The organism is Actinoplanes sp. 13 (genome assembly GCF_056134165.1).
In genome coordinates this window covers 76,498-99,964 of record NZ_JBVYOQ010000015.1, presented here as the reverse complement: position 1 = coordinate 99,964, position 23,467 = coordinate 76,498, and the positions used below count along the sequence as shown (strand labels likewise).

At 73.1% G+C, this 23,467-nt stretch carries 25 protein-coding genes and 1 riboswitch; of the genes, 12 read left to right on the top strand and 13 right to left on the bottom strand.

Going from position 1 to position 23,467, the window contains the following annotated elements; all coding sequences use genetic code 11:
• Positions 1–21: 21 nt before the first annotated feature.
• On the bottom strand, positions 22–1,524 hold the full coding sequence (locus tag AC0NH5_RS26455) for a sensor domain-containing diguanylate cyclase (protein WP_474408727.1): 1,503 nt from the start codon (positions 1,522–1,524) through the stop codon (positions 22–24).
• Positions 1,525–1,642: 118 nt separating this feature from the next.
• Positions 1,643–2,857 (bottom strand): alpha/beta hydrolase, encoded by a 1,215-nt coding sequence (locus AC0NH5_RS26450; RefSeq protein ID WP_474408725.1) that lies wholly within the window; start codon positions 2,855–2,857, stop codon positions 1,643–1,645.
• A gap of 114 nt (positions 2,858–2,971) precedes the next feature.
• Positions 2,972–3,042: riboswitch (guanidine-III (ykkC-III) riboswitch) on the top strand.
• 13 nt (positions 3,043–3,055) lie between these two features.
• Here AC0NH5_RS26450 and AC0NH5_RS26445 point away from each other — a divergent pair.
• A complete protein-coding gene (locus AC0NH5_RS26445; RefSeq protein ID WP_474408723.1) occupies positions 3,056–3,370 on the top strand; it encodes a DMT family transporter in 315 nt (104 codons plus the stop codon).
• A gap of 177 nt (positions 3,371–3,547) precedes the next feature.
• Here AC0NH5_RS26445 and AC0NH5_RS26440 read toward each other — a convergent pair whose 3' ends face one another.
• The 4 genes from AC0NH5_RS26440 to AC0NH5_RS26425 all read right to left on the bottom strand — a co-directional run bounded on the left by AC0NH5_RS26440 (position 3,548) and on the right by AC0NH5_RS26425 (position 6,685).
• A complete protein-coding gene (locus AC0NH5_RS26440) occupies positions 3,548–4,303 on the bottom strand; it encodes a hypothetical protein (RefSeq protein WP_474408720.1) in 756 nt (251 codons plus the stop codon).
• Between the two features lie 124 nt (positions 4,304–4,427).
• Positions 4,428–5,156 carry a VOC family protein gene (locus tag AC0NH5_RS26435; protein ID WP_474408717.1) on the bottom strand — a complete coding sequence of 243 codons (729 nt, stop codon included), beginning with the start codon at positions 5,154–5,156 and terminating at the stop codon, positions 4,428–4,430.
• A 138-nt stretch (positions 5,157–5,294) separates the two neighbouring features.
• The gene (locus tag AC0NH5_RS26430; protein WP_474408715.1) at positions 5,295–6,158 is read right to left on the bottom strand and encodes a hypothetical protein; all 864 of its coding nucleotides are present in this window, start codon (positions 6,156–6,158) and stop codon (positions 5,295–5,297) included.
• 89 nt (positions 6,159–6,247) lie between these two features.
• Positions 6,248–6,685, bottom strand: a complete 438-nt coding sequence (locus AC0NH5_RS26425) for a MarR family winged helix-turn-helix transcriptional regulator (RefSeq protein WP_474408713.1) — start codon at positions 6,683–6,685, stop codon at positions 6,248–6,250.
• Between the two features lie 68 nt (positions 6,686–6,753).
• Between AC0NH5_RS26425 and AC0NH5_RS26420 the strand changes: the two genes are divergently transcribed.
• Positions 6,754–7,125, top strand: a complete 372-nt coding sequence (locus AC0NH5_RS26420; RefSeq protein WP_474408710.1) for a tautomerase family protein — start codon at positions 6,754–6,756, stop codon at positions 7,123–7,125.
• Here the strand turns inward: AC0NH5_RS26420 and AC0NH5_RS26415 are convergent.
• Positions 7,118–7,252 (bottom strand): hypothetical protein, encoded by a 135-nt coding sequence (locus AC0NH5_RS26415; protein WP_474408708.1) that lies wholly within the window; start codon positions 7,250–7,252, stop codon positions 7,118–7,120. The two genes, AC0NH5_RS26420 and AC0NH5_RS26415, sit on opposite strands and share 8 nt — an antisense overlap.
• 241 nt (positions 7,253–7,493) lie before the next feature.
• Between AC0NH5_RS26415 and AC0NH5_RS26410 the strand changes: the two genes are divergently transcribed.
• Together AC0NH5_RS26410 and AC0NH5_RS26405 are read left to right on the top strand one after the other, a co-directional pair.
• A complete protein-coding gene (locus AC0NH5_RS26410; protein ID WP_474408705.1) occupies positions 7,494–8,258 on the top strand; it encodes a maleylpyruvate isomerase family mycothiol-dependent enzyme in 765 nt (254 codons plus the stop codon).
• A 542-nt stretch (positions 8,259–8,800) separates the two neighbouring features.
• Positions 8,801–9,748 (top strand): tyrosine-type recombinase/integrase, encoded by a 948-nt coding sequence (locus tag AC0NH5_RS26405; protein ID WP_474408939.1) that lies wholly within the window; start codon positions 8,801–8,803, stop codon positions 9,746–9,748.
• Between the two features lie 29 nt (positions 9,749–9,777).
• Here the strand turns inward: AC0NH5_RS26405 and AC0NH5_RS26400 are convergent, their stop codons facing one another.
• Together AC0NH5_RS26400 and AC0NH5_RS26395 are read right to left on the bottom strand one after the other, a co-directional pair.
• The gene (locus AC0NH5_RS26400; RefSeq protein ID WP_474408703.1) at positions 9,778–10,200 is read right to left on the bottom strand and encodes an organic hydroperoxide resistance protein; all 423 of its coding nucleotides are present in this window, start codon (positions 10,198–10,200) and stop codon (positions 9,778–9,780) included.
• Positions 10,197–10,649 (bottom strand): MarR family winged helix-turn-helix transcriptional regulator, encoded by a 453-nt coding sequence (locus tag AC0NH5_RS26395; protein WP_474408700.1) that lies wholly within the window; start codon positions 10,647–10,649, stop codon positions 10,197–10,199. The genes AC0NH5_RS26400 and AC0NH5_RS26395 overlap by 4 nt, the downstream gene beginning before the upstream one ends.
• A gap of 79 nt (positions 10,650–10,728) precedes the next feature.
• Between AC0NH5_RS26395 and AC0NH5_RS26390 the strand changes: the two genes are divergently transcribed.
• Entirely contained in the window at positions 10,729–11,232 is a 504-nt protein-coding gene (locus tag AC0NH5_RS26390) for a GNAT family N-acetyltransferase (RefSeq protein ID WP_474408696.1), read from the top strand.
• On the opposite strand, the gene AC0NH5_RS26385 is transcribed toward AC0NH5_RS26390, so the two are convergent.
• On the bottom strand, positions 11,233–12,006 hold the full coding sequence (locus AC0NH5_RS26385; protein ID WP_474408693.1) for an endonuclease/exonuclease/phosphatase family protein: 774 nt from the start codon (positions 12,004–12,006) through the stop codon (positions 11,233–11,235).
• Positions 12,007–12,121: 115 nt separating this feature from the next.
• Here AC0NH5_RS26385 and AC0NH5_RS26380 point away from each other — a divergent pair, with 115 nt between their 5' ends.
• Both AC0NH5_RS26380 and AC0NH5_RS26375 read left to right on the top strand, forming a co-directional pair.
• Positions 12,122–12,883, top strand: coding sequence for a sulfite exporter TauE/SafE family protein (locus tag AC0NH5_RS26380; protein ID WP_474408691.1), 762 nt, complete (start codon positions 12,122–12,124; stop codon positions 12,881–12,883).
• 106 nt (positions 12,884–12,989) lie between these two features.
• On the top strand, positions 12,990–13,463 hold the full coding sequence (locus AC0NH5_RS26375) for a heme-degrading domain-containing protein (protein WP_474408688.1): 474 nt from the start codon (positions 12,990–12,992) through the stop codon (positions 13,461–13,463).
• A gap of 109 nt (positions 13,464–13,572) precedes the next feature.
• On the opposite strand, the gene AC0NH5_RS26370 is transcribed toward AC0NH5_RS26375, so the two are convergent.
• Genes AC0NH5_RS26370 through AC0NH5_RS26360 form a run of 3 tightly spaced genes read right to left on the bottom strand, consistent with a single transcriptional unit; the run spans position 13,573 to position 17,569 of the window.
• Positions 13,573–14,382, bottom strand: coding sequence for an aldo/keto reductase (locus AC0NH5_RS26370; RefSeq protein ID WP_474408686.1), 810 nt, complete (start codon positions 14,380–14,382; stop codon positions 13,573–13,575).
• Complete coding sequence (locus AC0NH5_RS26365; RefSeq protein ID WP_474408683.1) at positions 14,379–14,912, bottom strand: LuxR family transcriptional regulator; 534 nt, start codon at positions 14,910–14,912, stop codon at positions 14,379–14,381. Before AC0NH5_RS26365 ends, AC0NH5_RS26370 begins: the two co-directional genes overlap by 4 nt.
• Entirely contained in the window at positions 14,909–17,569 is a 2,661-nt protein-coding gene (locus AC0NH5_RS26360) for a LuxR C-terminal-related transcriptional regulator (protein WP_474408681.1), read from the bottom strand. Before AC0NH5_RS26360 ends, AC0NH5_RS26365 begins: the two co-directional genes overlap by 4 nt.
• Positions 17,570–17,749: 180 nt before the next feature.
• Between AC0NH5_RS26360 and AC0NH5_RS26355 the strand changes: the two genes are divergently transcribed.
• The 5 genes from AC0NH5_RS26355 (at position 17,750) to AC0NH5_RS26335 (ending at position 23,290) form a co-directional block, all read left to right on the top strand.
• On the top strand, positions 17,750–19,219 hold the full coding sequence (locus AC0NH5_RS26355) for a dynamin family protein (RefSeq protein WP_474408680.1): 1,470 nt from the start codon (positions 17,750–17,752) through the stop codon (positions 19,217–19,219).
• Complete coding sequence (locus AC0NH5_RS26350) at positions 19,216–21,030, top strand: dynamin family protein (RefSeq protein ID WP_474408678.1); 1,815 nt, start codon at positions 19,216–19,218, stop codon at positions 21,028–21,030. The genes AC0NH5_RS26355 and AC0NH5_RS26350 overlap by 4 nt, the downstream gene beginning before the upstream one ends.
• Positions 21,027–21,473, top strand: coding sequence for a hypothetical protein (locus AC0NH5_RS26345; protein ID WP_474408677.1), 447 nt, complete (start codon positions 21,027–21,029; stop codon positions 21,471–21,473). The genes AC0NH5_RS26350 and AC0NH5_RS26345 overlap by 4 nt, the downstream gene beginning before the upstream one ends.
• A gap of 72 nt (positions 21,474–21,545) precedes the next feature.
• Positions 21,546–22,928: an MFS transporter gene (locus tag AC0NH5_RS26340; protein WP_474408674.1), complete on the top strand. Its 1,383-nt coding sequence runs from the start codon at positions 21,546–21,548 to the stop codon at positions 22,926–22,928.
• Positions 22,928–23,290 carry a GntR family transcriptional regulator gene (locus AC0NH5_RS26335; RefSeq protein WP_474408672.1) on the top strand — a complete coding sequence of 121 codons (363 nt, stop codon included), beginning with the start codon at positions 22,928–22,930 and terminating at the stop codon, positions 23,288–23,290. The genes AC0NH5_RS26340 and AC0NH5_RS26335 overlap by 1 nt, the downstream gene beginning before the upstream one ends.
• The last annotated feature ends 177 nt before the right edge of the window (positions 23,291–23,467 follow it).

Here is a 23,467-nt window from a genome sequence, read left to right as displayed (position 1 = left end):
AGCCACCGAACGACCAGCCTCCTACGGTGCCGTAACCGGTGCGGTGGCGTGCTTGACCGCGTACATCGCCTGGTCGGCGCGGTCCAGGACCGCTTCGACGCTGAACGACGTCGCGGACTCGCACGTGACGACGCCGACGCTCGCGGCGACGCGTACGGTGTCGAACTGCGCGACCGCGGCGCAGCGGACCCGCTGCGTCCAGGCGGCGACGGCAGCGTCGGGGGGCAGTATCGCGGCGACGATGAACTCGTCTCCGCCGAGGCGCCCGTGCAGGTCACCGGCACGCCCGACGCGTGCCAGCGACGCGGCGACGCGGCGCAGCACTTCGTCACCGGTGCTGTGCCCGTACGTGTCGTTGACCGCTTTGAATCCGTTCAGATCGACGAAGGCGACCGCCAGCCGAGCACCGTCGCCGGGGATCCGCTCGCCGGCGGCCCGCAGCCAGCGGTGGATACCCGCCCGGTTCGCCAACCCGGTCAACGTGTCCCGTTCGGCGCTGTCGCGCAGCGCGCCGAGCCGCTGCTCGAGGACCGTGGCGCGGGCGGCGGCGACGCTGTGCGCGTTCTCCCGGGCCAGTTGCGCGGCCAGCAGCTGCGCGAACGTGGTCATGACCGCCAACTCGCGCTCGTCGATGACCGTGCCGGTGCTGCTGGCCCCGCACAGTGTGCCGACGACCTCGTTGTGGGCGTCACGCACCGGCACACTGGCGTAGGCCGCGATACCGAGATCCAGCGCCACGTGCGCGTCGGGCCACGTCGCGGGCACGTCCGCGACGTAGCAGCGGTCCTCGTCGACGGCGCGGCGGCACAACGAGTCCTGCCAGTTCACGGCCGAGCCTTCCGCCATGTGCAGGTTCCCGGTGTTGTGGGTGTACGCCAGGACCAGGTCCGCACGGGCCGGGTCCAGCAACGTCAGATAGGTGGATTCCAGGCCGGTGATCTCTTGCAGGAGTTGCAGCAGCGGGCGGGCCAGCGCCTCCAGGTCCTGGCCTGCGGCGACGGCCTGGGCCAAGCGGTGCAACCCCGGACCGGCCGGGACGTCGTCGCCGTCGAGGACCTCGCCGATGTAGCCGGCGACCGCGCGTAGCGTGACCTCGTCGCGAGGGTTCAACGTGTTCGCAGCGGTGGTACCGGCGCAGCACACCGCACCCCGGACCTGCCCGCCGACGTGCAACGGCACACCGGCGTGAGCGGCGACACCGAATGCGGCGGTGTGTGGATGCCCGGCCAGCACCGGATTTCTGCCGGCGTCACCGACCACCGGCGGCAGCTCCCCGGACACGATCAGGTGACACAACGTCTCTTCCACCGGATGCGTAGTGCCGACCGGCAGGACCGCCGCACCGGGGACCGACATGCTGTGCGTGACCACCCGCGACCCGGCACGGAACTCGCTGACGTAGGCGACCTCCAGATCGAACTGCTCCACGAGCACCCGCAGCGCCCGCTCGATGCGCTGATCGGCGCTACCGCCGCCCGCGCGCAGCACTTCGACAAGGGCACCGCCAGCCGTCTGTGTCTGCATACCGTTCCGTGTCGGCCGAAGCAGGCCGCCTGTGAGCCCCTCAACCAGACTGCTACCAGCACACCCACATCGCACCCGGGGTGCGTTGTTCTTGCGGTGGAAACCAGGCAGAGGCCCTTCACGGGCGGTAGCGCACCTCGGGGAAGGCCCGGCTCGGTCCTTCGAGCAGGCGCCGGCGCCTGCCGCGCAGGTGCAGGTCGAAGAAGGCAAGCGGGTACGCCTGCTGAATGCGCACCGCCCGGTCCGGGCGCAGAGTGCCGGCCCAGGACCGCAGTTCCTCGTCGCTCCACCCGGACGCCGCCGCGATCTGCGGCAGCAGGAACTGATAGTCGTCGTACGCGTTGTGGACCGCACCGCAGGCCCGGACGTCGAGCCGCCAGCCGGTCAGATGGGACCAGAACTCGGCGACCGGCTCGGTGTCCCGGGTGTGGTCGGCGGTCATCAGCATGAACGGCCGGTCCAGGTCGGTGGTGACGAGCGGCTCCATCGGCGCGTCCAGGCTCAGCCCGGCCCGGACCCGGGCATCCACGCCCATGACGAGGGCGGTCGCGGTCCCGCCCTTGGAGGTGCCGAACATGCCGATGCGCCGCGGATCGGGGGCACCGGCCAGGCCCGCCGGCAGCGGCCTGCCGTCGGCGTCGGGGTTGCGCCCGGCCGCGAGACGGCCGATGCAGTCCAGCACGTACGGGATGTCGGCGGCGAAGTCCGGGGCGCCGAGGGAATGCTCCCCGTCGAGCGGGGCGAGCTGCCGGCCGTCGGGGAACTCGACGAACGCGTCGTACGTGTGGTCCACGGTGACCACCAGATATCCGTGGCTGGCCAGTTCCTGCACCACGATCGTGGTGTCGGCGCGCTGATCGTGGGCCAAGGGGGAGTAGACGACGACGGGCAGCGGGCCGTCGGAGCGGCGCACGGGGGCGCCCACGTGCCCGGCTGTGATCGGCGGGCCGCCCACCGGGGCGGCCGGGATCCCGTGGAACTCCAGCAGGGACCGCAGCAGCGGATCGGCCAGCCAGAGCGCCCGCGGATGACGGGCGACGTCGCGGGCCGGGTACCAGACGCTGACCATCAGTTCGCGGTGGTGGCCCGGGCCGGCCACCGGGTCCGGCCGCGACCGGTCGGCCAGGCGCAGCGCCACCGTACCGACGGGGTGCGGGCCGGTCGGTGCGGGAAGAACCATGCGCGGGGCGTTTCGTGGTGCCGCTTCCGCCCGCCCGGCGAGGCCGAGCGGCACAGTGAGCCCGGCGGCCAGAGCGGCGGTGATGAGGTCACGGCGGGACAGGTGCGGACGGTACGACGATGTGCGGGGCGAGAACCCCGCGTCCGTATTCATGCCAACAGGTTTCCATAACAAACCTTTTGGCGCCAGTGTTGCATCGATGTCTTCCGCGGTGGTGAGACCGCCCACCACCGCACCCCGGGAACCCCGGCCGTGGTTAGGCTGGAGACGGCGCCGCACCCACGTGGCCGCCCCGGACGAGTGCGCGTCGTACCCGGCTCTGACAAGACGACCGCCGTGAGGGAAGTTGTCATGGCCTGGCTCGTTCTGATCGTCTCCGGAGTGCTGGAAACCGTGTGGGCCATCGCCCTGGACCGCAGCTCCGGCTTCTCCCGCCCGCTGCCGACGGCCGTCTTCGGCGTCGCGCTGCTGCTGAGCATGGCCGGACTCGGGTACGCCCTGCGCGAGATCCCGGTCGGCACCGGTTATGCGGTGTGGGTCGGCATCGGCGCGGTCGGCACCGCCCTGGTCGGCATGTTCGCCCTGGGAGAGCCGGCCAGCCTGCCCCGCATCATCTGCCTGCTGCTGGTGATTACCGGCATCGTCGGCCTCAAGTACTTCCACTAGAACCGCGGCCCACGCACGACCGGCGCGTGGCCCGCCGAAGCGGGCAGGCTCGCCGAGCCGGACGAGTTGATCGAAGACGGCGAGCCCGGCCGTCACCCGGCAGACCGCGCTCCCCGCGCGTCAGCCCGCCGGTCTCACCTCTGCCGCGTCAACCCCGGCCGGTTTCATGTCGCGACGTCAGCCCGCCTCACCCAGCTCAGCGAGGCGAGCCTCGATCTCGGCGAGCTCCGCCCGCAACCGCTGCGCCTGCCGCTCCGCCTCGGCCCGTTCGGCGGCGAGGATCTGCTCGACCGCCTCCTGAACCCCGGGCACGTCGACGAGCTGCACCATGCGCAACGCCTCGGCCGGGCGGATCACGTAGGGCCGCGCCAAAGCCTTGGCACCCTGGTTGGCGGCCACGGTCCACTCGCCCTCGCCGTACGCCAAAGTGACCGTCAGCGTCGGCGCCGGCTTGGTCTTCGCAGGCCGGGCCGCCTTGCGCGGTGCCGTCACGTCGTTTCCTTCCTTGCCCTGAACAGTCTTCACCGCTGCACCGGAACCAGACCCGGCCGAAGCCGGCTCGTCGCCCTTGCGCTGCACGGGCGCGGGCTTCGGCGGCACCGGCTTGTCGATGAGGAACTCCGGACCGGACAGCACCGGCTCCGGCGCGACCGGCGCGACCGGCGGCACGACCTTGCGGGCAGCAGCACCTTTCGGCGCGATCCGCAGGTCGCCGGGGGAGAAGGGCAGCTCGTCACGCCCGAACTTGACCACCACCCACTCGTCGGACTCCGCCGGGTCGGTGAGAGCCACCACCTGCCCGATCTGCCCGGAGATCTGCCCGGCCGACTCGGTGAACTGCACCCGCGGCTTGCGCCCGGCCTCAAGCTGATCCCTGATCTGCTGCAACTCCTCGGTGCTCAGCCCGCGGGCGTCCACGCCTGCCGCCGTCATCCCCACCACACCTTCGTAACCGCACCTTCGTACGTTTGTATGAGAGCCCTTTTCTACCAGCACCCACCGACAGAAACCGGCAACCGCGCCGCATGATCTTCTGCGCGGGGCTCCGGAACAGGTTTCAGGACGGACGAAACGGCGACCGCCCCGTCACGCAGTACTCCCGGCCCACCGGATCCCGCAACGTCGTCCAATCACCGGGCACCCGCCGCACCACCGTCGCCCCCAGCCCGACATGCCGCTTCACCTCGGCATCCACGTCGTCACACGCCAGATCGAGATGCACCCCGGCCGGGCCCGACCCGATACGCTGCAACAGCAACCGCAACGGCATCCGCGCCGGCGACTCCAGGAACGAGAACTCCGGCAGATCCGAGGCCCGCCGCTGCCACCCGGTGACCGCCGACCAGAACGTCGTCTCCCGCGGGTACGCCACCGCCGGGATGTCCAGGCACAACTGGTCCACCACGCTGGTCTGCGGCCCGTCCCACCGCACCGGTTTCGGCAGTTCCCGTTCCCCGTCCCACCGCACCAGGCAGAACGCGATCCCGGCCGGCGAGCGCAGCACCACCAGCCCGTCCTCGGCACGAGCCGGCACCGCACCCAGCCCGGTGACCACCTGCGCCGCCGCCGCGACATCGTCGACATGCAGGTCCAGGTGCGCGCGCGCCGGCGGCCCACCCACCACCTGCACCCGCAGACACGGGTCACCCTCGGCCGGCAGCAGCGTCGCGAACGCCCCGTCCGGGCCCCGCCGCGCCGACAACGTCGTCCCGGTCACCGCCAGCCAGAACGGCTCAGCCGCCCGCCCCGGGCTGTCCAGGAACCCGGTCACCCACCGCACGATCATGCCGTCACCCACCCGCCGCGCCGGACGGCGCCGATCGCCGCCGGCGGACTGCCATGGACATCGGAGATCTTCGCGGATCGCATCCGGCCATCTTGTCAAAGGACGGGACAACCGTTGTGGTACGACCTGAGCACGCCCCTAAGAACGCAGAACCGTCAACGCCTGCACCGTCGCGTACCCCCGCCACTCCAGAGCCGCCGCCGCACTGTGCGCCGCGAACGTCACCGGCCACCCGCCGTCCGCCTGCTGCTGCCCGGCCAGCCGCCGCAGATCCGCCGCCACCGCGTCCCCGTCGAACAACGCCCGCGACGCCGACTCCTGCACCGGCGTGAAGTCCAAGGGGTACAGCACCTCACCCTCGGCGCCACCGGCCACCGGCGTGGGCCCGTCGGTCCGCACGAACCCGATCAGCCGCGCCAGCAGCTCCGGCTCGGCCGGCGCCACCGCATCCAGGAACAGCAACGCGAACATCAACTCGTAAGCGGACGGCGCCGCCTCCATCCGGGAGATCGCCGCCAGACAGTACTCGGTGGCACCCGCCAGCCACGGATGCTCCGCCACCTGCGGATGGTGCCTTCCCAGGCGGTGTGCCTGCGCCGCCAGCTGCGCCGTCATCTGCAACGACGACGAGCCGGGATCAGCGGTGGTCCAGTGCGCCGCACTGCCCGCGGTCTCCGGGAACGGCAGCGCGAACGGCACCCCACCGTCGCCGAGCGTGTGGGCCGCCAGCCAGTCGAGCAGCTCCACCGGCCGCGGCCCGGTGTCGCGAACCTCGGCGAACACCTCCAGCGCGTGCATCGCGGCCACCGGCTGACTCGCGGCCGACCGCAGATCCGGCTCGAGCGCCCACCCGTAGCCACCGTCCGCGTTGCGATAGGCGTCCAACGCGGCCGGCACCGGCCCGGCCGGCCCCTCACCGAGCAGATGCAGCAGCCTGCGCCACTCCAGCACCCGCCCGTGCGTAGCCACGAAAGACACCGCCGCCTCAACATCAACACTCATGCGCCGATTATCCGGACCACCCGGTCCCGCCGCCCGTACGCACTCTCTCCCGTATGGAGGCAGCGAAGCCCGGCGGCCGGGCTGCGGACTCACTCGGGGGCGAAGAACTGCTCGTACCGCAGGAGCGTGTCGATGAAGGCCCGCTGCTGCGCGGGCGTCAGCGGTGCCAACGCCTGCTGCCAGGCGCGGGCACCGGGGGAGAGCCACTGGGAGATCGACGGCCGGCTGTCCACGGTGATGTCGACGATCCGGCGGCGGCGGTCGGCCGGATCCTCGTGCCGGGCCAGAACCCCTTTACGGGTCAGGTCGCTGACCATCAGGCTCACCGTGGTCGGGGCCACGCCCAGCTTCGCAGCGAGATCCGAGACGGTCAGCGGACCGTCGAGCAACAGCAACGACAGCAACGACAGGTGCCGGGGCGCCAGGTCGAAACCGTGCAGCTGCTCCGGCAGCGGGATGCGTTTGACGCGGCCGACCAGGCGCGGCATCACGAGCAGCAGTTCCCGCACCGCGGCATCCGTTGACACAGCATCCCCCTCCGCAATACCTTTGCATACAAAGGTTTTGGGCTCAAAGCAATCCCGGGGGAGATCCTATGCCGCACCTGACCGTCCACGCCGCCGAGACCGCCCTGGCCGGCCGCGAGGAAACCCTCATCACCGCGCTCACCGACGCGGTCGTCAGCGTGTACGGAGAATGGGCCCGGCCCATCGCCGAGATCCGCCTCGTCGGCGTGCCCACCGGCCGGTGGGGCAAAGGGGGAGTGGTGACCCCGGACCCGGCGCCGAACGTGACCTTCGGGATCAAGGAAGCGGCCTTCCAGCAGCCCGAGATCATCACGCGGCTCGCAGAAGGCGTCACCAGCGCGCTCAGCGAAGTGCTCGGAGCACGACAGGGAACAACAATCGAGTTCGTGGGGACGCTGCCCGGCCGCACAGCCACCGACGGCGCCGTCGGCCTCAACTGATCAACTCGGCGCCGTCCAGCACCAGGGGAGCCCACTGCGGAGCGCCCACCGTGCCGTGCTTCGGGTCGACGCCGACGAAACGGCCACCGGCCACCCTGGTGAAGGTGTGCCGCGCCACCCAGTCCACCGAGGCACTTGGACGACCACGGTGCCCGGATCGTCCACGAACTCCCGCAACCGCGACAGCTCCCCGGAACAACCCCCGACGTCCCCGACCACCACCACCCGGCCCACGACCACCTCCGCAGGCCCGACGATAGCCGCGCACCGCGACCAGCCGACCCCGCGTCACGCGCCGGCACCAGGGAAGCGGACAGCACCGCATAAATCCCTGTCCCGAACACCGCCCACGGTGATAGACACCCGCAGTGGAAAGAACCCTGGAGTTCCCCGCCCTGCTGACGCTGCTCGACGAACGGTCGGCCGCCTTCCGCGCCGCCGTCGCCGCCGCGCCCGACCTCGACGCGCAGGTCCCCACCTGCCCCGAATGGACGCTGCACGGCCTGGCCGAACACATCGGGGAGGGCCGCCGCTCCTGGGCCGCCACCGTCGCCGCCGGACCCGGCGCCCCCGGCAAACTCCCCGCCGACAGTGACCCCACAGCACCCCGCGACCGCGACGCCCTGCTGGAGTGGCTCGCCACCTCCACCCGGATGCTCATCGACGCCCTGCACCAGGCCGGCCCCGACCGCGCCTGCTGGACCTGGTGGGGAGGCTCCCAGTCACCGCAGACCTGCGGCGCCGTCGCCCGCCACCAGCTGCAGCAGCTCGCGGTGCACACCTATGACGCGCAGCTCACCGTCGGCGACCCGCAGCCGCTGCCGGAGCAGATCGCCGTCGACGGCGTCGACGAGTTCCTGTCCACCTGCGTCGCCGGACCGTACCGATGGCCCCACGAGCCCGCCACCCTCGACTACCACGCCGCCGAGGGAGGGTCGTGGCGGGTCACGCTCACCGCCGGCGGGGTCCGGGCCGATCGTCATCCCGTGGCGGGCGAGGCTCAGTTCTCCGCCGCCGGCACGGCCAGTGATCTCGTCCTGGCCATGTACGGCCGCATCCCGCTGGAGTCGCTGAAAGTCGACGGGGACCGGCGGGTGTACGACCGGCTCGAGTCCTGGGACCCCAGCCAGTAGGAGAGGGCCGGTGGCCGCCTCGGCCACGCCGCGAAGCCCAGTCACCGGCACAGAAGTCGTGCCGCAGCGGCGGGCGGAATGTTCGATGAGCAGCGTCCGCCGCTGTGCCGGGCGAGCATTGGTTATCAGCCCTCTGAGAGCCATATTTCCCAGGTCGATAATGAGCATTATGTCAACCTAGCTCCGAGAGGGGGCTCCGGAGAGCGGTCAGCACCGCCCTGGAAGTCGCCCCGCAACGAACTCACGCAGAGGCACGTCCGACTTGTGGCTCAGAGCTGTCCCCGACGCCGCCGGAGCGAACCCTGCAACGAGCCTGCCTATCGGCTGAGAGCCGGCTCGACCCGGAGGATGATCAAGTTCTCCTCCGGTCGGGACGAGACCCGGTCCGGAGCGACGACCTATCAGGCCGAGGGTCGCGACGGACGCCCCAACGGGAGCGCATGCGGCCCGGGAGCGCGGCAGGCGGCCCGGATTCATCGGGCACGGATATCAGTGAGCCGCCTATCAGGACGAATACCGATAAATGCTGCATAATAGTGCTTATGCAGCACACTTCGCTGGATGAGCTGATCAACGACTTCCTGGCGGCCCGGGCCACGCGGAAGCCCTCGGCGCACACGCTTTCGGCGTACCGTCGCGATCTGCGTCTGATGCTGCAGCAGATTGACCCCGCTCCGGTGACCGTGAGTGACCTCTCCCCTCGCGTCCTGCGGGCCGCGTTCGCGCGGTTCGCCGCCGATCGCGCCCCCGCTTCGGTATCCCGGGCCTGGTCCTCGTGGAATGCGTTCTTCACTTTCCTGGTGACCGAGGGTGTGGTGGCCGGGAATCCGATGCCCGCGGTGGACAAGCCGCGCCCGGTGACCCTCTCCCCCAAGCCGCTGCGCGGTGAGGATACTCCGGAGGTTTTGTTACGCACGGTGAGCACTGCTGATGATCGGCAGCGGGATCCGTGGCCGGAGCGTGATGTCGTGGTGCTGGCGCTGGCGTTGTGTGCCGGGTTGCGGCTGTCGGAGATGCTGGCGCTGCGGGTGGGTTCGCTGGCGGGCCGTGCCGGTGAGCGGCGGATCGAGGTGGCCGGGAAGGGCGGGCGGCCGCGGACGGTGCCGATCGACGGCGGGCTGGACGCGGCGGTGGGGCGTTATCTTGATTCGCGGCGGGTGCGGTTCGGGCGGGTGCAGCCGGCCGCTCCCCTGCTGGTGGATCGGCGGGGTGCGGTGTTGCAGCGGGGTGGTCTGCAATATCTGGTGCGGTCGTGTTATCGGCGGGCCGGGATCGGTGACCGGGTGCCGCGGGGTGCGCAGTTGCATGCCTTGCGGCATACGTTCGCGACGCGGCTGGCCGAGGACGGGGCGAACGCTTCGGAGATCATGCGGTTGCTGGGGCATGCGTCGTTGGCGACGTCGCAGTCGTACATCGAGGTGACGGCGGAGCAGCAGCGGGCGGCGGTGCAGGCGAACCGGACCAATCGGATCCTGCGCGAGTTGGCGTGACGGCCCGCCGCTGCCCCGTCGTCGGCGGGTCAGGCGACGGTGAGCTGGACTTCCACGTTGCCGCGGGTGGCGTTGCTGTACGGGCAGAGCTGGTGTGCCGCGTCGAGGATGCCCTTGGCGGTGGTCTCGTCGAGGCCCGGCAGTTCGGCCTCGATGGTGACGGAGAGGCCGAAGCCGCCGGTGGGCAGCGGGCCGATGCCGACGTCGACGGTGATCGCGGTGTCGGTGAGGGTGATCTTCTGGTTGCTCGCGACGCGCTTGACGGCGCTGTGGAAGCAGGCGGCGTACCCGGCGGCGAACAGCTGCTCGGGGTTGGTGAGGGCGCCGCCGGGGCCGCCGAGCTCCTTGGGGACGGCGAGGTCGAGGTCGAGGACGCCGTCGGTGGAGCGGATGTGGCCGCTGCGGCCGTCTCCGGTGGCGGTGGCGGAGGCGGTGTAGAGGGCGGAGGTCATGACGGGTTTCCTTCCGTTGCGGGGACGGTCGTCCTGCCGCGGGCGCGGCTGAGCAGCTGGTGCAGTTGGGTGAGTTCGTCGTGGGTGAGCCCGGTGGCGCAGACGAGTTGCTGGGTGAGGTCGCCGATCTCGTCGCGCAGCGCGGTGCCGGCGTCCGTGGCGTGGATCCAGACGACGCGTTCGTCGGCGGCGCTGCGTTCGCGGCGGATGCGGCCCTGCGCCTCCAGGCGTTTGAGCAGTGGGGACAGGGTGCCGCTGTCGAGGACGAGGGCCCGGCCCAGGTCACGGACGGTAGTGGGGCCGTCGTGCCAGAGGACGCGGAGCACGAGGTATTGCGGGTAGGTGAGCTGGTGCGGGTCGAGCATGGTGCGGTAGAGGGCGGTCATGCCGCGGCTGGCCGCGTAGAGCTGGAAGCAGATCATGTCGTCCAGCGCGGTGCTCTCTCGCATGACCCGAACGGTAGTACCCAATTCAGTTGTGCACAACTGGCATGTGTGCCGACCCACAACTGTGTGTGATCATGCGGGCATGGCGTCCATCCGTTTCCTGAAGCTCTCCCCCGCCGCCCTCGCCGCTTTGATCGCCGGGGACCTCGATGCCGCGAGCGCCGCCGCCGGGCATCCGCTGACGCCGTTCCTGGTCGACGAGAAGTGGCTGTGGGAGATCCGCCTGGACGACATCCGCAAGGACCCGGCCGCGGCCGACTGGATCGCCGCGGCGGCGATCGTGGAGCCGGGCGGCGTCGTCGTCGGCCACGGCGGGTTCCACGGGCCGCCGGACGAGAACGGGGTGGTCGAGGTGGCGTACTCGGTGGATCCGGAGCACCGGCGGCGCGGTCACGCCAAACAGATCCTGGCGACGCTGCTGCGGCGCGTCGACGCGGATCCGGCGGTGACGGCGGTACGCGCCAGCATCCGGCCGGACAATGTGGGGTCGCGGGCCACCATCGCCGGGTTCGGGTTCAAGAAGATCGGTGAGCAGTGGGACCCGGTGGACGGCCTGGAGGACGTGTTCCTGCGCCCGGCGAAGTGATCAGCGGTCCAGCCGGACGACGAGCGGCCGGTGGTCGGAGACGTCCACCTGCGGGGTGCGCACCTCCACCACCCGGCCCAGCTCGGCCAGTCCGCGGGTGTCCGCGACCACGTGATCGAGCTGGGTCTTGGGTGCCGGGCTGGGGAACGTCGCCGCCCGGGCCAGGGGCCGCCACCCGGTGAACGCGCGTACCGGCCCGGCCGGCATGTTCAGGTCGCCGAGCAGCACCCGCGGCGCCGGCAGGGCCCGCAGCGCCCGGACGGCGTGGCGCAGCTGCCGCACGTTCCAGCCCGGCACGAACGACAGGTGGGTGGTGGCCACGGTCATCAGCCCGTGCGGGGTCTCCACCACGGCCGCGAGCAGCACCCGCGGCTCGTCGCGCAGCAGCAGGAACCCGCCGTCGGGCACGTAGACCGGCGACCGCATGGGCGACGCCGGCAGCTGGGTGATCTGCCACCGCTGCACCGGGTAGCGGCTGACGAGCGCGATCCCGTACTGCGGGTGCGCGATGTCGGCCCCCGAGTGCCAGGGCTCCCAGACGTGGCCGGGGGTGCCGACGACGGCGGCGGCGAACCGGTGGGCGGCGGCGCCGAGCGTGTCGGCGGCGAGGGCGGTCAGGTCGAGCAGTCCGCTGCGCGGCTGGGCCCGGTCCACCTCCTGCAGTCCCAGCACGTCGGCGTCGAGGTCGGCGATCGCGGCGGTGATCCGGTCGGCGTGTACGGTTCCGTCGGACAGCGACCTGCCGTGGAGCAGGTTGAAGGTGGCCAGGTGCACAGGCCCGACCCTAGCAACGGGAGAAATGAATGTTCTTCAAGGCGTGGTGTTGCGTCTTGACGCTGCTGATCGCCGGAGCGCTGATCGGCGCCTGGCTGCAGAGCAACCGCCGCCGGTGATCGTCACTCTGTTGCTCGCGGCGGCTGCCGCGGGCTGGGTGGACGCGGTGGTCGGCGGCGGTGGCCTGCTCCTGCTGCCGGCCCTTCTGGTGGCCGCCCCGCAGCTGCACCCGGCGACCGCGCTCGGCACCAACAAGCTCGCCGCCATCTGCGGGACCAGCACCGCGGCGGTCGCCTTCGCCCGCAAGACGAAGATCGACTGGGGGGTGGCCGGGCCGGCGGCGGGTCTGGCACTGCTCTGCTCCGGCTGCGGGGCCGCGCTGGCCGGCGGGATCCCGGCGAGCGCGTACCGGCCGGTGATCATCGCGGTGCTGGTGGCGGTCGCGGTGTTCGTCACGGTGCGCCCACAGATGGGCCTGCAGGAACACATGGAGAAGCGCACCCCGTGGCGGCGCGGCATCGCGGTCGGGGTGGCCGGCGGCGTGATCGCCCTCTACGACGGGCTGATCGGCCCCGGCACCGGCACGTTCCTGGTGCTCGCCTTCACCACGATCATCGGCGCCGACTTCCTGCACGGCTCGGCGATGGCGAAGATCGTCAACACCGCGACGAACCTGGGCGCTCTGGTCGTGTTCGCCGCGACCGGGCACGTCGCCTGGATGCTCGGCGCCGGCATGGCCGTCTGCAACGTCATCGGCGCGCTGATCGGCGCCCGGATGGCCCTGCGGCGCGGCGCCGGCTTCGTGCGCATCGTCCTGCTCGTCGTGGTCCTCGCCCTGATCGCCCGGCTGGGCTACCTGCACTGGCAGGAATCGTGACCTCCACCCTGGTGTGTGAAATTCGGGTCGCTATGCGGGCGCAACTTCACACACAAGGAAGCTGGCTGATCTTGAGTGGGCCGGGGCCGGGCGACACAATGGCGGCATGAGCGAGGACCCGCAGAAGCTGATCGCCACCATCGAGGAACAGGAACGGCGCCTGGTCTTCCCCAAGTTCGACGAGACCGACGCGTGGGCGCTGGGCAGCCTGCTGGTCGGCCTGGCCACCGGACGGCAGCTGCCGGTGGCGATCGACATCCGCCGTGGCGAGCAGCAGCTGTTCCACGCCGCCCTGCCGGGCGCCACCGCCGACAACGACGCGTGGATCGCGCGCAAGGTCCGCGTCGTCAACCGGTTCGGTGCCTCCTCGTACCTGGTGGGCCGCCGGCTGGCCGCGGGCGGCAAGACCCTGGGGCCCGAGCTGGGCGTCGATCCCGCGCTGTTCGCGGCGCACGGTGGCGCCTTCCCGGTACGCGTGACCGGCGCGGGTGTGGTGGCCGTCGTCACCGTCTCGGGTCTCCCCCAGGCCGACGACCACGCGCTCGTGATCGAGGCCATCGAGACGTACCTGGCCCGCTGAACCGTGTGAAGTCACGCCCACATAGCAACCACAACTTCACACACAAGAACGGGCGTCACGCACGAGGGCTTTCTGTGTGTGAAGTTCGGCCCGCACCGCGACCCGAACTTCACACGCTGAGATGGTCGAGGCGGGAGCGGTGTGCGGGGGTGAGCCGCAGGGCTGCGGCGGCCACGTTCTCGGCCAGGTGGGCCGGCGACGCAGTACCGGGAATCGGCAGGACCACCGGGGAGCGCTCCAGCAGCCAGGCCAGCGCCACCTGCGCCGGCGTCGCCCCCAGCTCGGCGGCCACCTCGGCGACGGCGCCGTCGGCGGCGACCGCGGGCTGCACCGGCCGCCACGGCAGGAACGCGATGCCCGCCTGCGTGCAGGCGTCCAGCACCGCCTCGGCGTCGCGGGCCACCAGGTTGTACCGGTTCTGCACGCTCGCGATCTCGACGATCCCCCGCGCTGCGGCGAGTTGCTCCACCGTCACCTCGGACAACCCGATATGCGCGATCTTCCCGGCGTCCCGCAGCTCGCGCAGCGTGCCCACCTGATCGGCGAGCGGCACCTGCGGATCCACCCGGTGCAGCTGCAACAGCTCGATCCGCTCGAGCCGCAGCCGGCGCAGGCCCTCGTCGACCTGGGCCCGCAGGAAAGCCGGGTCCCCGCACAACCGGGCGTCGCGATCACCGGACGGCGGCGCGACCCCCACCTTCGTGGCGATCAGCAGCTCGGGAGGGTACGGCCACAACGCCTCGGCGAGCAGTTCCTCGTTGGCGCCCCACCCGTACAGGTGGGCGGTGTCGATCAGGGTGACGCCCAGCTCGACCGCGCGCCGCGCCACCGCCGCCGCGGCGGGGCCGGGCTCCAGGTGCATCGCGCCGAACCCGATCCGGCCGACCGGGCGGGCCCCGCCGATCAGGAACTGTCTCATTCCGGCTGCCGTTGCCGCTGCCGCAGATAGGCCAGCACGGCCTCGCGGGTGGTGCGGACGCCGAACAGCGCCCGGGCCTCGGCGATGCGCCGATTGGCCGTACGCAGGGAGAGGAACTCGGCGGCCGCAGCCGCCGCGATGGTGTCCCCGGCGGCCAGCCGGTCCAGCAGGGCCCGCTGCTCCGGGATCAGGTTGGCGATCACGTCGGTGCCGTCGATGCCGCTGTTCACCGGCCCCAGCCGGCCCAGGTCGTCGACCAGTGCCCGGCCGGCCGGCGACTCGGTGTCGCAGATCGCCACCACCCCGGCGCCACGGGCCGCGGCGAGGACGGCCAACTGCACCGTCTCGGTGTCGTCGTCGGCGATCCGGCCGTGCAGGACCAGGCGGGCGGCGCCGACGTCCCAGGACGGGTCGGGCAGGGCGAACCCGGATCGCGGCGTCCAGCCCTCCCGGGCCAGGCGGCGCAGGACCGTGTCAGCCTCGGCGGACGTCGCGACCACGTGGCGTGGGGCGTCGGGCTGTCTTATCACCGGCCATCCTCGATGTCGTTGGTGTCGGGGGCGAAGGCCAGTGCGGCAGCCTCGGTCCGCGTCCGGGCGCCCAGCTTGCGCATGCTCGCCCGGATGTGCGTGTCGACGGTCTCCGCGGAGATGCCCAGCTGCCCGGCGATCCGGCGGGTCGGCTCGCCGGCCGCGACCAGGCGCAGCACGTCGGTCTCCCGCTGGGTGAGCCGGCCCCCGGAACGCGGACTACGAGTATCCCGGTGCACCTGGTGCCGGCGCAGCCCTCGGCGGGCCCGGCCGGCGAGGACGGCGAGGCCGGCCCGGTCGGCGAGTTCCTCGGCCCGCAGCAGCGCGGCGACCGCCCGGTCCCGGTCCGCCTCGACCAGCCCGGCCGCGATCAGGCAGCGCACCTGCTCGCGCAACGCCACCGGCCGCCACCCGTCGGCGGCCGCCGAGAACCCCGTGCCGACCGCCCACGCGGTCAGGGTCCGGCGGGCGGCGCCGGGCAGCCCGACCGGCACGGCCGCGGTGCCGGGCGCCCCGAGATCGTGCCCGGCCCACCGGGCGGTGATCGCGTGCAGGCCGGCGAGCAGCCCGGAGCCGGTCGATGCCGGGTCGCGGACGGCCCGGTCCGGTTGCCCGTCCAGCCAGGCCGCCTCGCGGGCCACCCAGGCCGGCGCCGGGTGCCCGGCCCACGCCGGGGCGGGATGCCCGGGGGTCCCGCCCAGCCGGGAACGGGCCGCCGCGAGCAGGCCGGTGTCCGCCTCGATCAGGGCGGTCGCGGCGCTCGCGTAGGCGGCGGCCTCGGCCGGCAGCGTGCGGTCGGTGAGGTTCGCGGCCCGCCGCAGCACGCCTTCCGCGCCGTCCCAGCCGAGATCCGGACCGACCGGTTCGGGCTGCGGCGCGCCGGCGGCGGTGACCTGGGCAGCGCCGGAGGAGACCGCGGGGGTCAGCGCCCCGAAATCAGGCCCGGCGGGCGGCTGCGGACCGGCCGGTCCGGCCTCCTGGCCGGGCGGTGCGGTGGGCGGCAGGTCGAGCTGGTGGCCATGCAGGGCCAGGGCCCAGTCGGCGGCCGCCAGGAACCGGGTCTGCCAGCCGTAGGCGAGCGCCTCCCCGCTGGCCCGCGCCGCCCGCAACGCCACCCGGGCCGAGTCCACCAGGCAGCCGTCCGCCGCCAGGTGCTCGACCAGCAGCCAGGCACTCCACCGGGTGATCATCGGATCGCCGCCGGGTTCGGCGGCCGCGGCCAGCGCGGTGTCCCAGCCGGGCACCCGGTGCGCGGCCCGCACCGCGGCGAGCGCGGCGGCGATCCCCGGCGACGGCGCCGGGTGCCGGACGGCGATCTTGTCGGCGAGGTCGCGGGCCGCCATCGGCTCGGTGCCCAGCGCGGCGAGCAGCAGCACCCGGTCCCGGCCGTCGATCGCGGGCGCGGCCGCGGTGTCCGGCACCGCCCGGACGGCGTCGCGGGCGGCGACCGGGTCACCGGCCTGCAGCAGCGCCTCACCGCGCAGCACGGCCGCCTCCACCGTCAGCGGCGCGGGCCCGGCCGGCGGTTCGGTCCCGGCGGCTTGGGTGGCCGGGGTGGCGGCGACCGGGCGCAGGACCTCGGCGGCCTCGGCCGGGCGGCCGGCGGACAGCGCGGCGTCGGCCGCGGCCAGCCGGACCCGGGGGTCGACGGGCACGGTCAGGCCGCAGGCGAACAGCAGCAGCGCGGCGCGTTCTCCACCGGCGGCCCGGTCGGCGGCGGTGAGGGCACGGCGGTACGCCCCCGCGGTGTCCCCGGCGGCGGCGAGGTGCCGTGCGGCTTCCGCGGGCGGGGTGAGCTCGGCCAGCCGGGTGTGCAGGTCGGTGCGGGCGGCGGCGTCGAGCAGGCCCGCGGCGGTCTCCGCCACATAGGCCGACACCGGCAGCAGCGCGCCGGTCGGCTCGGCGGTGACCAGCCCGGTGGCGAGCAGCTCGGCGGCGCCGGTGCCGAGCAGGGCGGGCGGCGCCGGGCGGCCGAGCAACCCGAGCGCGGCCAGGGCGGTGCGGGCCGGTCGGGACAGGTCTGCGAGCGCGGCGGCTATCGCGTACGCCACCTGGTCGATGTCCTCGCCGACGGGAGCGCGGCCGGCCGCCGCCTGCCGGGCCAGCGCGATGATCGCCAGGGGGTTGCCGCCGGCCCGGGCGGTCACCGCCGCGGCGGCGGCGTCGTCGAGACCGGCCGCGGTCTGCCGGGCCAGCGCGGCCGCGGCCGCGGCGGGAAGCGGCGGCACCGGGAGCCAGGCGGAGGCCGCGGCGCGCAGGCCGGCCACCGCCGGTTCGTCGAGACGATGCGGGGTGCGCAACGCGACGAGCACCCGGCAGTGCCGGGCGATGTGCGGCAGCGCCGCGATCGTGGCCGGGTCGGCGTGCTGCAGGTCGTCGAGCACGAGCAGGCCGCCGCGCACCCGGGAACGGACCGCCTCGGCGAGCAGGTGCACGTCCTCGGCGGGCAGCCGGGCCCGCACCGCCCGGGACAACGCCAGCGCCGGCACCGTGGCCAGCATCGCCAGACCACCGCCGACGTGCGCCGGGCCGGGCACCGCCGCCGCTGTCCGGCGCAGCAGGGTGCTGCGGCCGCAGCCGGGCGGCCCGGTCAGCACGACGAGCGCGGGCCCCTGGCGCAGGGCGTCGCGGGCGGCCACCTCCGGGTCGTCCGCCACCGGCGCTCCCCCCTCACTGGCACGAACTCGGGATCCCCGCCGCGACCCCGGCATCCGTAGGCTGTGCAGCGGGCAGGCGTCGAAGACCTGTCACCGCTGCGACGGAAAGGCCCTTCTCGTGACGACGACAGCCGCGGTACGCACATTGTCGCCGACGGTGTGCCGCACTGACGAGTCGTGGTGACCGGGCCCCTCACCACCGGCGTCGCGACTCTCTGTCACGAGATCGTCACGAGAACCCCTTCCGACGCTGCTGGCCAGGTACGACAGATCGGCGACCGTCTCCGTGACCCGTTACGCGTAGCGATCGCGGGTCGTCTGAAAGCCGGAAAGTCGACACTAGTCAACGCGCTGATCGGCCGTCGCGTCGCCCCCACGGCGGCCGGCGAGTGCACCCGGGTGGTCACCCGCTTCCGGTACGGCCCCGCCGACTGCGTGCACGTGGTCACCCGCGACGGCGACCGGCGCAGCGTGCCGCTCGACGACGACGGCATGGTCCCCGGCCGGCTCGGCACCCCCGCGGCCCGGATCGCGTACGTGGACGTGACCCTGACCAGCGACCGGCTGCGCGAGCTGACCGTGGTCGACACCCCCGGGCTCGCGTCGACCGACGGGGCCGGCAGCTCCCGCGCCGAGGAGGCGGTCGGCATCGACGCCGGCTCGGCCGACGAGGTCGCCGCCGCCGAGGCCGTGGTCTACGTGTTCACCCAGGCGGTGCGCGCCGACGACCTGCGCGCGCTGGAGGCCTTCCACACCGCGTCGGCCCGGATGGCGACCAGCCCGATCAACGCGCTCGGCGTGCTCGGCAAGATCGACACCCTGGTCGGCGGGGCGGACGACCCGTGGCCGGTCGCCGGTCCGCTCGCCGCGCAGCAGGCGGGACTGCTGGCGCGTACCGTCGGGGATGTCGTGCCGGTGTCCGCGCTGCTGGCCGAGACCGCCGAGGCCGGCCGGCTCACCGCCGCCGACCGCGACGCGCTGGCCCGGCTCGCCGCGCTGCCCGCCGCCGACCTTGCCCTGCTGCTCACCTCCGCCGACCTGTTCCGCAGCCGGCCCGCCCCGGTCGAGGAGGACCAGCGCGAGCGGCTGCTCACCCGCCTCGACCTGTACGGCATCGGTTACGCCTGCGCGAACCTGGCCGCCGAGCCGCGCCTGGGCACCGGCGAGCTGGTGCGCCGGCTCTACGCGGCGTCCGGCTTCGCCCGGCTGCGCGACACGGTCGACCAGACGTTCCGCTGGCGCTCGGACGCGATCAAGGCCGGCTGGGCGCTGACCCGGCTGGAACGGCTCGCCGGCTACACCGCCGACCCGAGAGCCCGCGCCACCATCCGCGACGCCCTCGAAGCGGCGCTGCGCGACCCGGCCTATCACCGGCTGCGACTGCTGGACGCGGCGCAACGGGCGGCCGGCGGCTCGGTGCCGCTGCCGCCGGACTGGGAACAGGAGCTGATCCGCCTGGCCACCTCCGACGACCCACGCTGGATCCTGCGCCTGCCCGAGGCCGGGCCGGCCGACCTGGCAGCCGCCGCGATCAGCGCGGCCGGCCGCTGGCGGGCGTACGCGGTCGACGGAGCCGGACCGGCGCAGGCCCGCATCGCCCAGGTCGCGCACCGGGGCTTCCACCTGCTGGCCCAGGAGATGCGGCGATGACCGACCTGACCGTGCAACTGGACACCGCGGTCCGCGACACCCTGTCCTACCTGCGCACCGCCGACCCGGACGCGGCCGCCGACCTGGCCGAGCTGCGCCGCGCACACCTCACCCGGCCCGGTGTGGTCGTCGTCGGTGAGACCAAACGCGGCAAGAGCAGCCTGGTCAACGCCCTGCTCGGGGTGCCCGGACTGTCCCCGGTGGACGCCGCCGTCGCCACCGCGGCCTACCTGAGCTTCGTGCCCGGCGAGACGTTCACCGCCCGGGCGTGGCTGCCCGGCGGCGGCGAACCGGTCGACGTCGACGACCTGGCCGGCTGGGCCACCGGCAGACAACGGGCCCGGCGCATCGAAGTCACCCACCCGGCGCCGCTGCTGCGCTATCTGAGCCTGCTCGACACCCCCGGCGCCGGCGGCCTCGACCCGGCGCACGCCACCATCGCGCTGGACGCGGTGCGCCGGGCCACCGCGCTGCTGTTCGTCGCCGACGCGTCCGCCCCGCTGTCCCAGCCCGAGTTGGACTTCCTGTCCGCCGCCACGGAACGCGTGGACGCCGTCGTCTTCGCCCTGACCAAGATCGACGCGTACCCGCAGTGGCGCACCATCGCCGACGACAACCGCGCCCTGCTGCAGGCGCACGCCCCCCGCTTCGCCGCGGCGCCCTGGTTCCCGGTCTCCGCCCGCCTGGCCGAGCTGGCGCTGACCGGTGACACCGCCACCCGCGACGCGCTCACCGACGAGTCCCGCGTCGCCGGGCTGCAACACGCGCTGGTCGAGCTGGCCGGCCGCGGCCACCAGCTGCAACTGGCCAACGTGCTGCGCGCCGCCCGCAGCGACCTGGACCGGCTGCGCGCCGCCGCCGACGCCCGGGTGCAGGCGGCCGCCGCCGACCCGCGCCGGCAGGCCGAGGCCCGCGCCGAACGCGCCGCCCTGGCCGGCCGCAAACGCACCGAGTCCCGGCAGTGGAGCCTGCGGCTGAGCACCGAGATCCAGCGCGCCCGGGTCGAAACCGTCGGCTACCTGCGCACCCGCGTCGGTGAGGTGCAGCACGAACTCGCCGAACGCATCGACAAGGCCCGCCCCGACGACCTGGCCGCACTGCCCGACGAGGTCGACACCCAGCTGCAGGCGGTCGCCGCCGGCCTGTCCCAGCGCCTGGAGACCACCTATCACGACGTCGCCGAACGGGTCCTCGCGGAGGCCTTCGACGCCGAACGGCTCGCCGCCACCCTCAGCCGGCTCAGCGCCACCCTGCGGCACGCGCTGGCCGCCGGGCCGCCGCGCACCGGCTCCGGCGACAACATGCTGATCGCCATGTCCGCCGGCGGCATCGCCCTGGTCGCCGGCCGCGGCGCGGTGCTGGGCATGTCCGCCATGGGCGTCGCCGGTAGCCTGCTCATCCCGTTCGCCGGCATCGGACTGGGCCTGGCCGCCGGCGGGTACGTGCTGTACCGGCGGCGCGTGCACAACGACCGCCGGCAGGCCCAGACCTGGCTGCGCGACGTGCTCGCCGAAGCCCGCGCCGCGCTCGCCGACGAGATCAGCACCCGCTTCACCGACCTGCAGTACGCCCTGTCGGTCGCCCTCGACGACGCCATCGAACGACGGCTGCGCGAACTCGACACCCACATCGCCGAGATCGACGCGGCGATCGCCGAGGACGCCGCCGGCCGCGCCCGGCGCCGCGCCGCGGCCCTGCAGCACCACGACGCCGCCGTCACCCGGCTGCGGCAGGCCGACGAGGCCCTGCTGCGCGCCCGCGCCCTGACCCCCACACCGATCGACGACGACCGGGAAAGGCTCTCACGATGACCGACCACCACTGGGACGACGACTTCGACGTCCCGGACGACCTCCCGGATCTTGACCATCAGGAGCTGCCGGCGCCCGCCCCCGACGACCTGCTGCCCGACTGGGACACGCCCGACCAGCCCGAAACGCCCGAGCTCGCCGAGACGGAGATCGCCGATCTCGGCGACCCCGTCGCCACCGACGACACCGTCTTCCCGCCGGCCATCGACGTCGGCGACCTGCCCGAACCCGTCGACGGCTTCCCGTGGATCGACCCCGGCACCCTCGGCGTGGCCGACCCCGAAGGCTTCACCCCGCACACCGAACCGGTCGGCGCGGACGAGCTCGCCGCGTACGCCGGGGCCGACCTGCCGGACGGCGCCGACCCCTGGGCCGTGCTCGCCGCCGACGAGGACCCCGCAACCAGCGCCCTGGCGCGCTGGTGGACTCCCGGTGAACAGTGATCCACATCTCCCGCTGAACGCCGCCGGGTGGCATCATGTGCGCGCACCTCACGACAACCAGGAGCGCGATCGATGACCGTGACCGGCGAGACCCCACCCCAGCAGGCCGGTAAGCGGGAACGCACCGGCTGGTACTTCTACGACTGGGCGATGTCCGCGTTCAACACGTCGGTGGTCACCGTCTTCCTGGGCCCGTTCCTCACCACCGTCACCGAGATCGCGTCCGGCTGCGCGATCGACGCCGACGAGTGCGAGGGCGTGGTCCGGCCGTTCGGCATCACCGTCGCCGCCGGCTCCTACTTCGCCTATCTGGTGTCGCTGTCGGTCCTGCTCACCGTCTTCGTGCTACCGGTGATGGGCGCCGTCGCCGACCGGGCGACCCGCAAGAAGCCGCTGCTCGCCGGCGCCGCGTTCATCGGTTCCGGAGCCACCATCGCGTTCGCCTTCGTCACCGGCGACCGCTACCTGCTGGGCGGCCTGCTCTTCGTGATCGCCAACATCGCGTTCGGCGCGGCCGTGGTCGTCTACAACTCGTTCCTGCCGCAACTGGCCGGTCCCGACGACCGCGACCGGATCTCCAGCCGGGGCTGGGCGATCGGCTACCTCGGCGGCGGCCTGCTGCTGCTGCTCAACCTGATCGCGGTGATGTCCCTCGACGAGAACGCCGGCCCGCAGGCCACCCTCGACGTCGCCCGCTGGTCGATCGTGTCGGCCGGCGTCTGGTGGGCGGGGTTCACCCTGCTCCCGCTGCTCTGGCTGCGCGAACGCCCGAGCGCCGCGGCAGCCGAGGCGGCCGCCCGGGGCAACGTGCTCACCGACGGCTTCCGGCAACTCGGGCACACCATCAAGGCGATGCGCGCCTACCCGCTGACACTGGCCTTCCTCGGCGCCTTCCTGATCTACAACGACGGCATCCAGACCGTGATCACGCTGGCCAGCCAGTTCGGCACCGAGGAACTGAAACTCCCGCAGTCCACGCTGATCCTGACCATCCTGATCGTCCAGTTCCTCGCCTTCGGCGGTGCCCTGCTGCTCGGCGCGCTGGCCAACCGGATCGGCGCCCGCAAGACCGTGCTGCTCTCGCTCACCCTGTGGCTGGGCGTCGTCACCGCCGCCTACTGGCTGCCCGAGGGCGAACCACTGCCGTTCATGCTGCTCGGCGCCGGCATCGGCCTGGTCATGGGTGGCAGCCAGGCGCTGAGCCGCAGCCTGTTCTCCCAGCTCATCCCGGCCGGCAAGGAAGGCGAGTACTACGGTTTCTACGAGATCAGCGACAAGGGCACCAGCTGGCTCGGCCCGCTGTTCTTCGGCGTGATCTTCCAGCTCACCAACAGCTACCGGCTCGGCATCATCTCGCTGATGGCGTTCTTCCTGATCGGCGGCGTCCTGCTGGCCCTCGTGCCGCTGCGGCGGGCCATCATCGCGGTGGGCAACACACCGCCGAAACTGATCTGATGGACATCACCATCGACCCCGGCGCGGCCGAACCACCCTACGAACAGGTTCGGCTGCGCATCGCCGAGCTGGCCGCGGACGGCACCCTCGCGGCCGGCGCGAAACTCCCGCCGGTGCGCCGGCTCGCCGGCGACCTCGGCCTGGCGGCCAACACGGTCGCCCGCGCCTACCGCGAGCTGGAACAGGCCGGACTGGTGGAAACCCGAGGCCGGGCCGGCACGGTGATCACGGCGCGGGCGGCGGGGACGTCCCGGCGGGCCCACCAAGCAGCGATGGTGTACGCGGAGACGACACGCGCCCTGGGCCTGCCGCCGGAGAAAGCTCTCGCCCTGGTGAAGGCGGCCCTGGAGGATCGGCGGTAAGCCGGCGCGCCGCCACACCGGCCACCGCCACAGCTTTGTCACGCCCACACCGGCCACCGCCACAGCTTTGTCACGGCCCCCCACCGGCCACGGGCACCGCTTCGTCACGCCCACCCCGGCCGCCGCGCCACCGGCCACCGGTTTGTCACGCCCGCACCACCGACTACCGGTCACACC

What these genes read in the sequence shown, in the direction of transcription:
- AC0NH5_RS26440 (WP_474408720.1), bottom strand. Translation starts at nt 4,303, where the DNA reads ATGACGGCGGCAGGCGTGGACGCCCGCGGGCTGAGCACCGAGGAGTTG.
- AC0NH5_RS26420 (WP_474408710.1), top strand. Translation starts at nt 6,754, where the DNA reads ATGCCGCACCTGACCGTCCACGCCGCCGAGACCGCCCTGGCCGGCCGC.
- AC0NH5_RS26345 (WP_474408677.1), top strand. Translation starts at nt 21,027, where the DNA reads ATGACCGACCACCACTGGGACGACGACTTCGACGTCCCGGACGACCTC.
- AC0NH5_RS26350 (WP_474408678.1), top strand. Translation starts at nt 19,216, where the DNA reads ATGACCGACCTGACCGTGCAACTGGACACCGCGGTCCGCGACACCCTG.
- AC0NH5_RS26455 (WP_474408727.1), bottom strand. Translation starts at nt 1,524, where the DNA reads ATGCAGACACAGACGGCTGGCGGTGCCCTTGTCGAAGTGCTGCGCGCG.
- AC0NH5_RS26430 (WP_474408715.1), bottom strand. Translation starts at nt 6,158, where the DNA reads ATGAGTGTTGATGTTGAGGCGGCGGTGTCTTTCGTGGCTACGCACGGG.
- AC0NH5_RS26370 (WP_474408686.1), bottom strand. Translation starts at nt 14,382, where the DNA reads ATGAGACAGTTCCTGATCGGCGGGGCCCGCCCGGTCGGCCGGATCGGG.
- AC0NH5_RS26400 (WP_474408703.1), bottom strand. Translation starts at nt 10,200, where the DNA reads ATGACCTCCGCCCTCTACACCGCCTCCGCCACCGCCACCGGAGACGGC.
- AC0NH5_RS26435 (WP_474408717.1), bottom strand. Translation starts at nt 5,156, where the DNA reads ATGATCGTGCGGTGGGTGACCGGGTTCCTGGACAGCCCGGGGCGGGCG.
- AC0NH5_RS26390 (WP_474408696.1), top strand. Translation starts at nt 10,729, where the DNA reads ATGGCGTCCATCCGTTTCCTGAAGCTCTCCCCCGCCGCCCTCGCCGCT.
- AC0NH5_RS26335 (WP_474408672.1), top strand. Translation starts at nt 22,928, where the DNA reads ATGGACATCACCATCGACCCCGGCGCGGCCGAACCACCCTACGAACAG.
- AC0NH5_RS26340 (WP_474408674.1), top strand. Translation starts at nt 21,546, where the DNA reads ATGACCGTGACCGGCGAGACCCCACCCCAGCAGGCCGGTAAGCGGGAA.
- AC0NH5_RS26375 (WP_474408688.1), top strand. Translation starts at nt 12,990, where the DNA reads ATGAGCGAGGACCCGCAGAAGCTGATCGCCACCATCGAGGAACAGGAA.
- AC0NH5_RS26445 (WP_474408723.1), top strand. Translation starts at nt 3,056, where the DNA reads ATGGCCTGGCTCGTTCTGATCGTCTCCGGAGTGCTGGAAACCGTGTGG.
- AC0NH5_RS26395 (WP_474408700.1), bottom strand. Translation starts at nt 10,649, where the DNA reads ATGCGAGAGAGCACCGCGCTGGACGACATGATCTGCTTCCAGCTCTAC.
- AC0NH5_RS26405 (WP_474408939.1), top strand. Translation starts at nt 8,801, where the DNA reads ATGCAGCACACTTCGCTGGATGAGCTGATCAACGACTTCCTGGCGGCC.
- AC0NH5_RS26450 (WP_474408725.1), bottom strand. Translation starts at nt 2,857, where the DNA reads ATGAATACGGACGCGGGGTTCTCGCCCCGCACATCGTCGTACCGTCCG.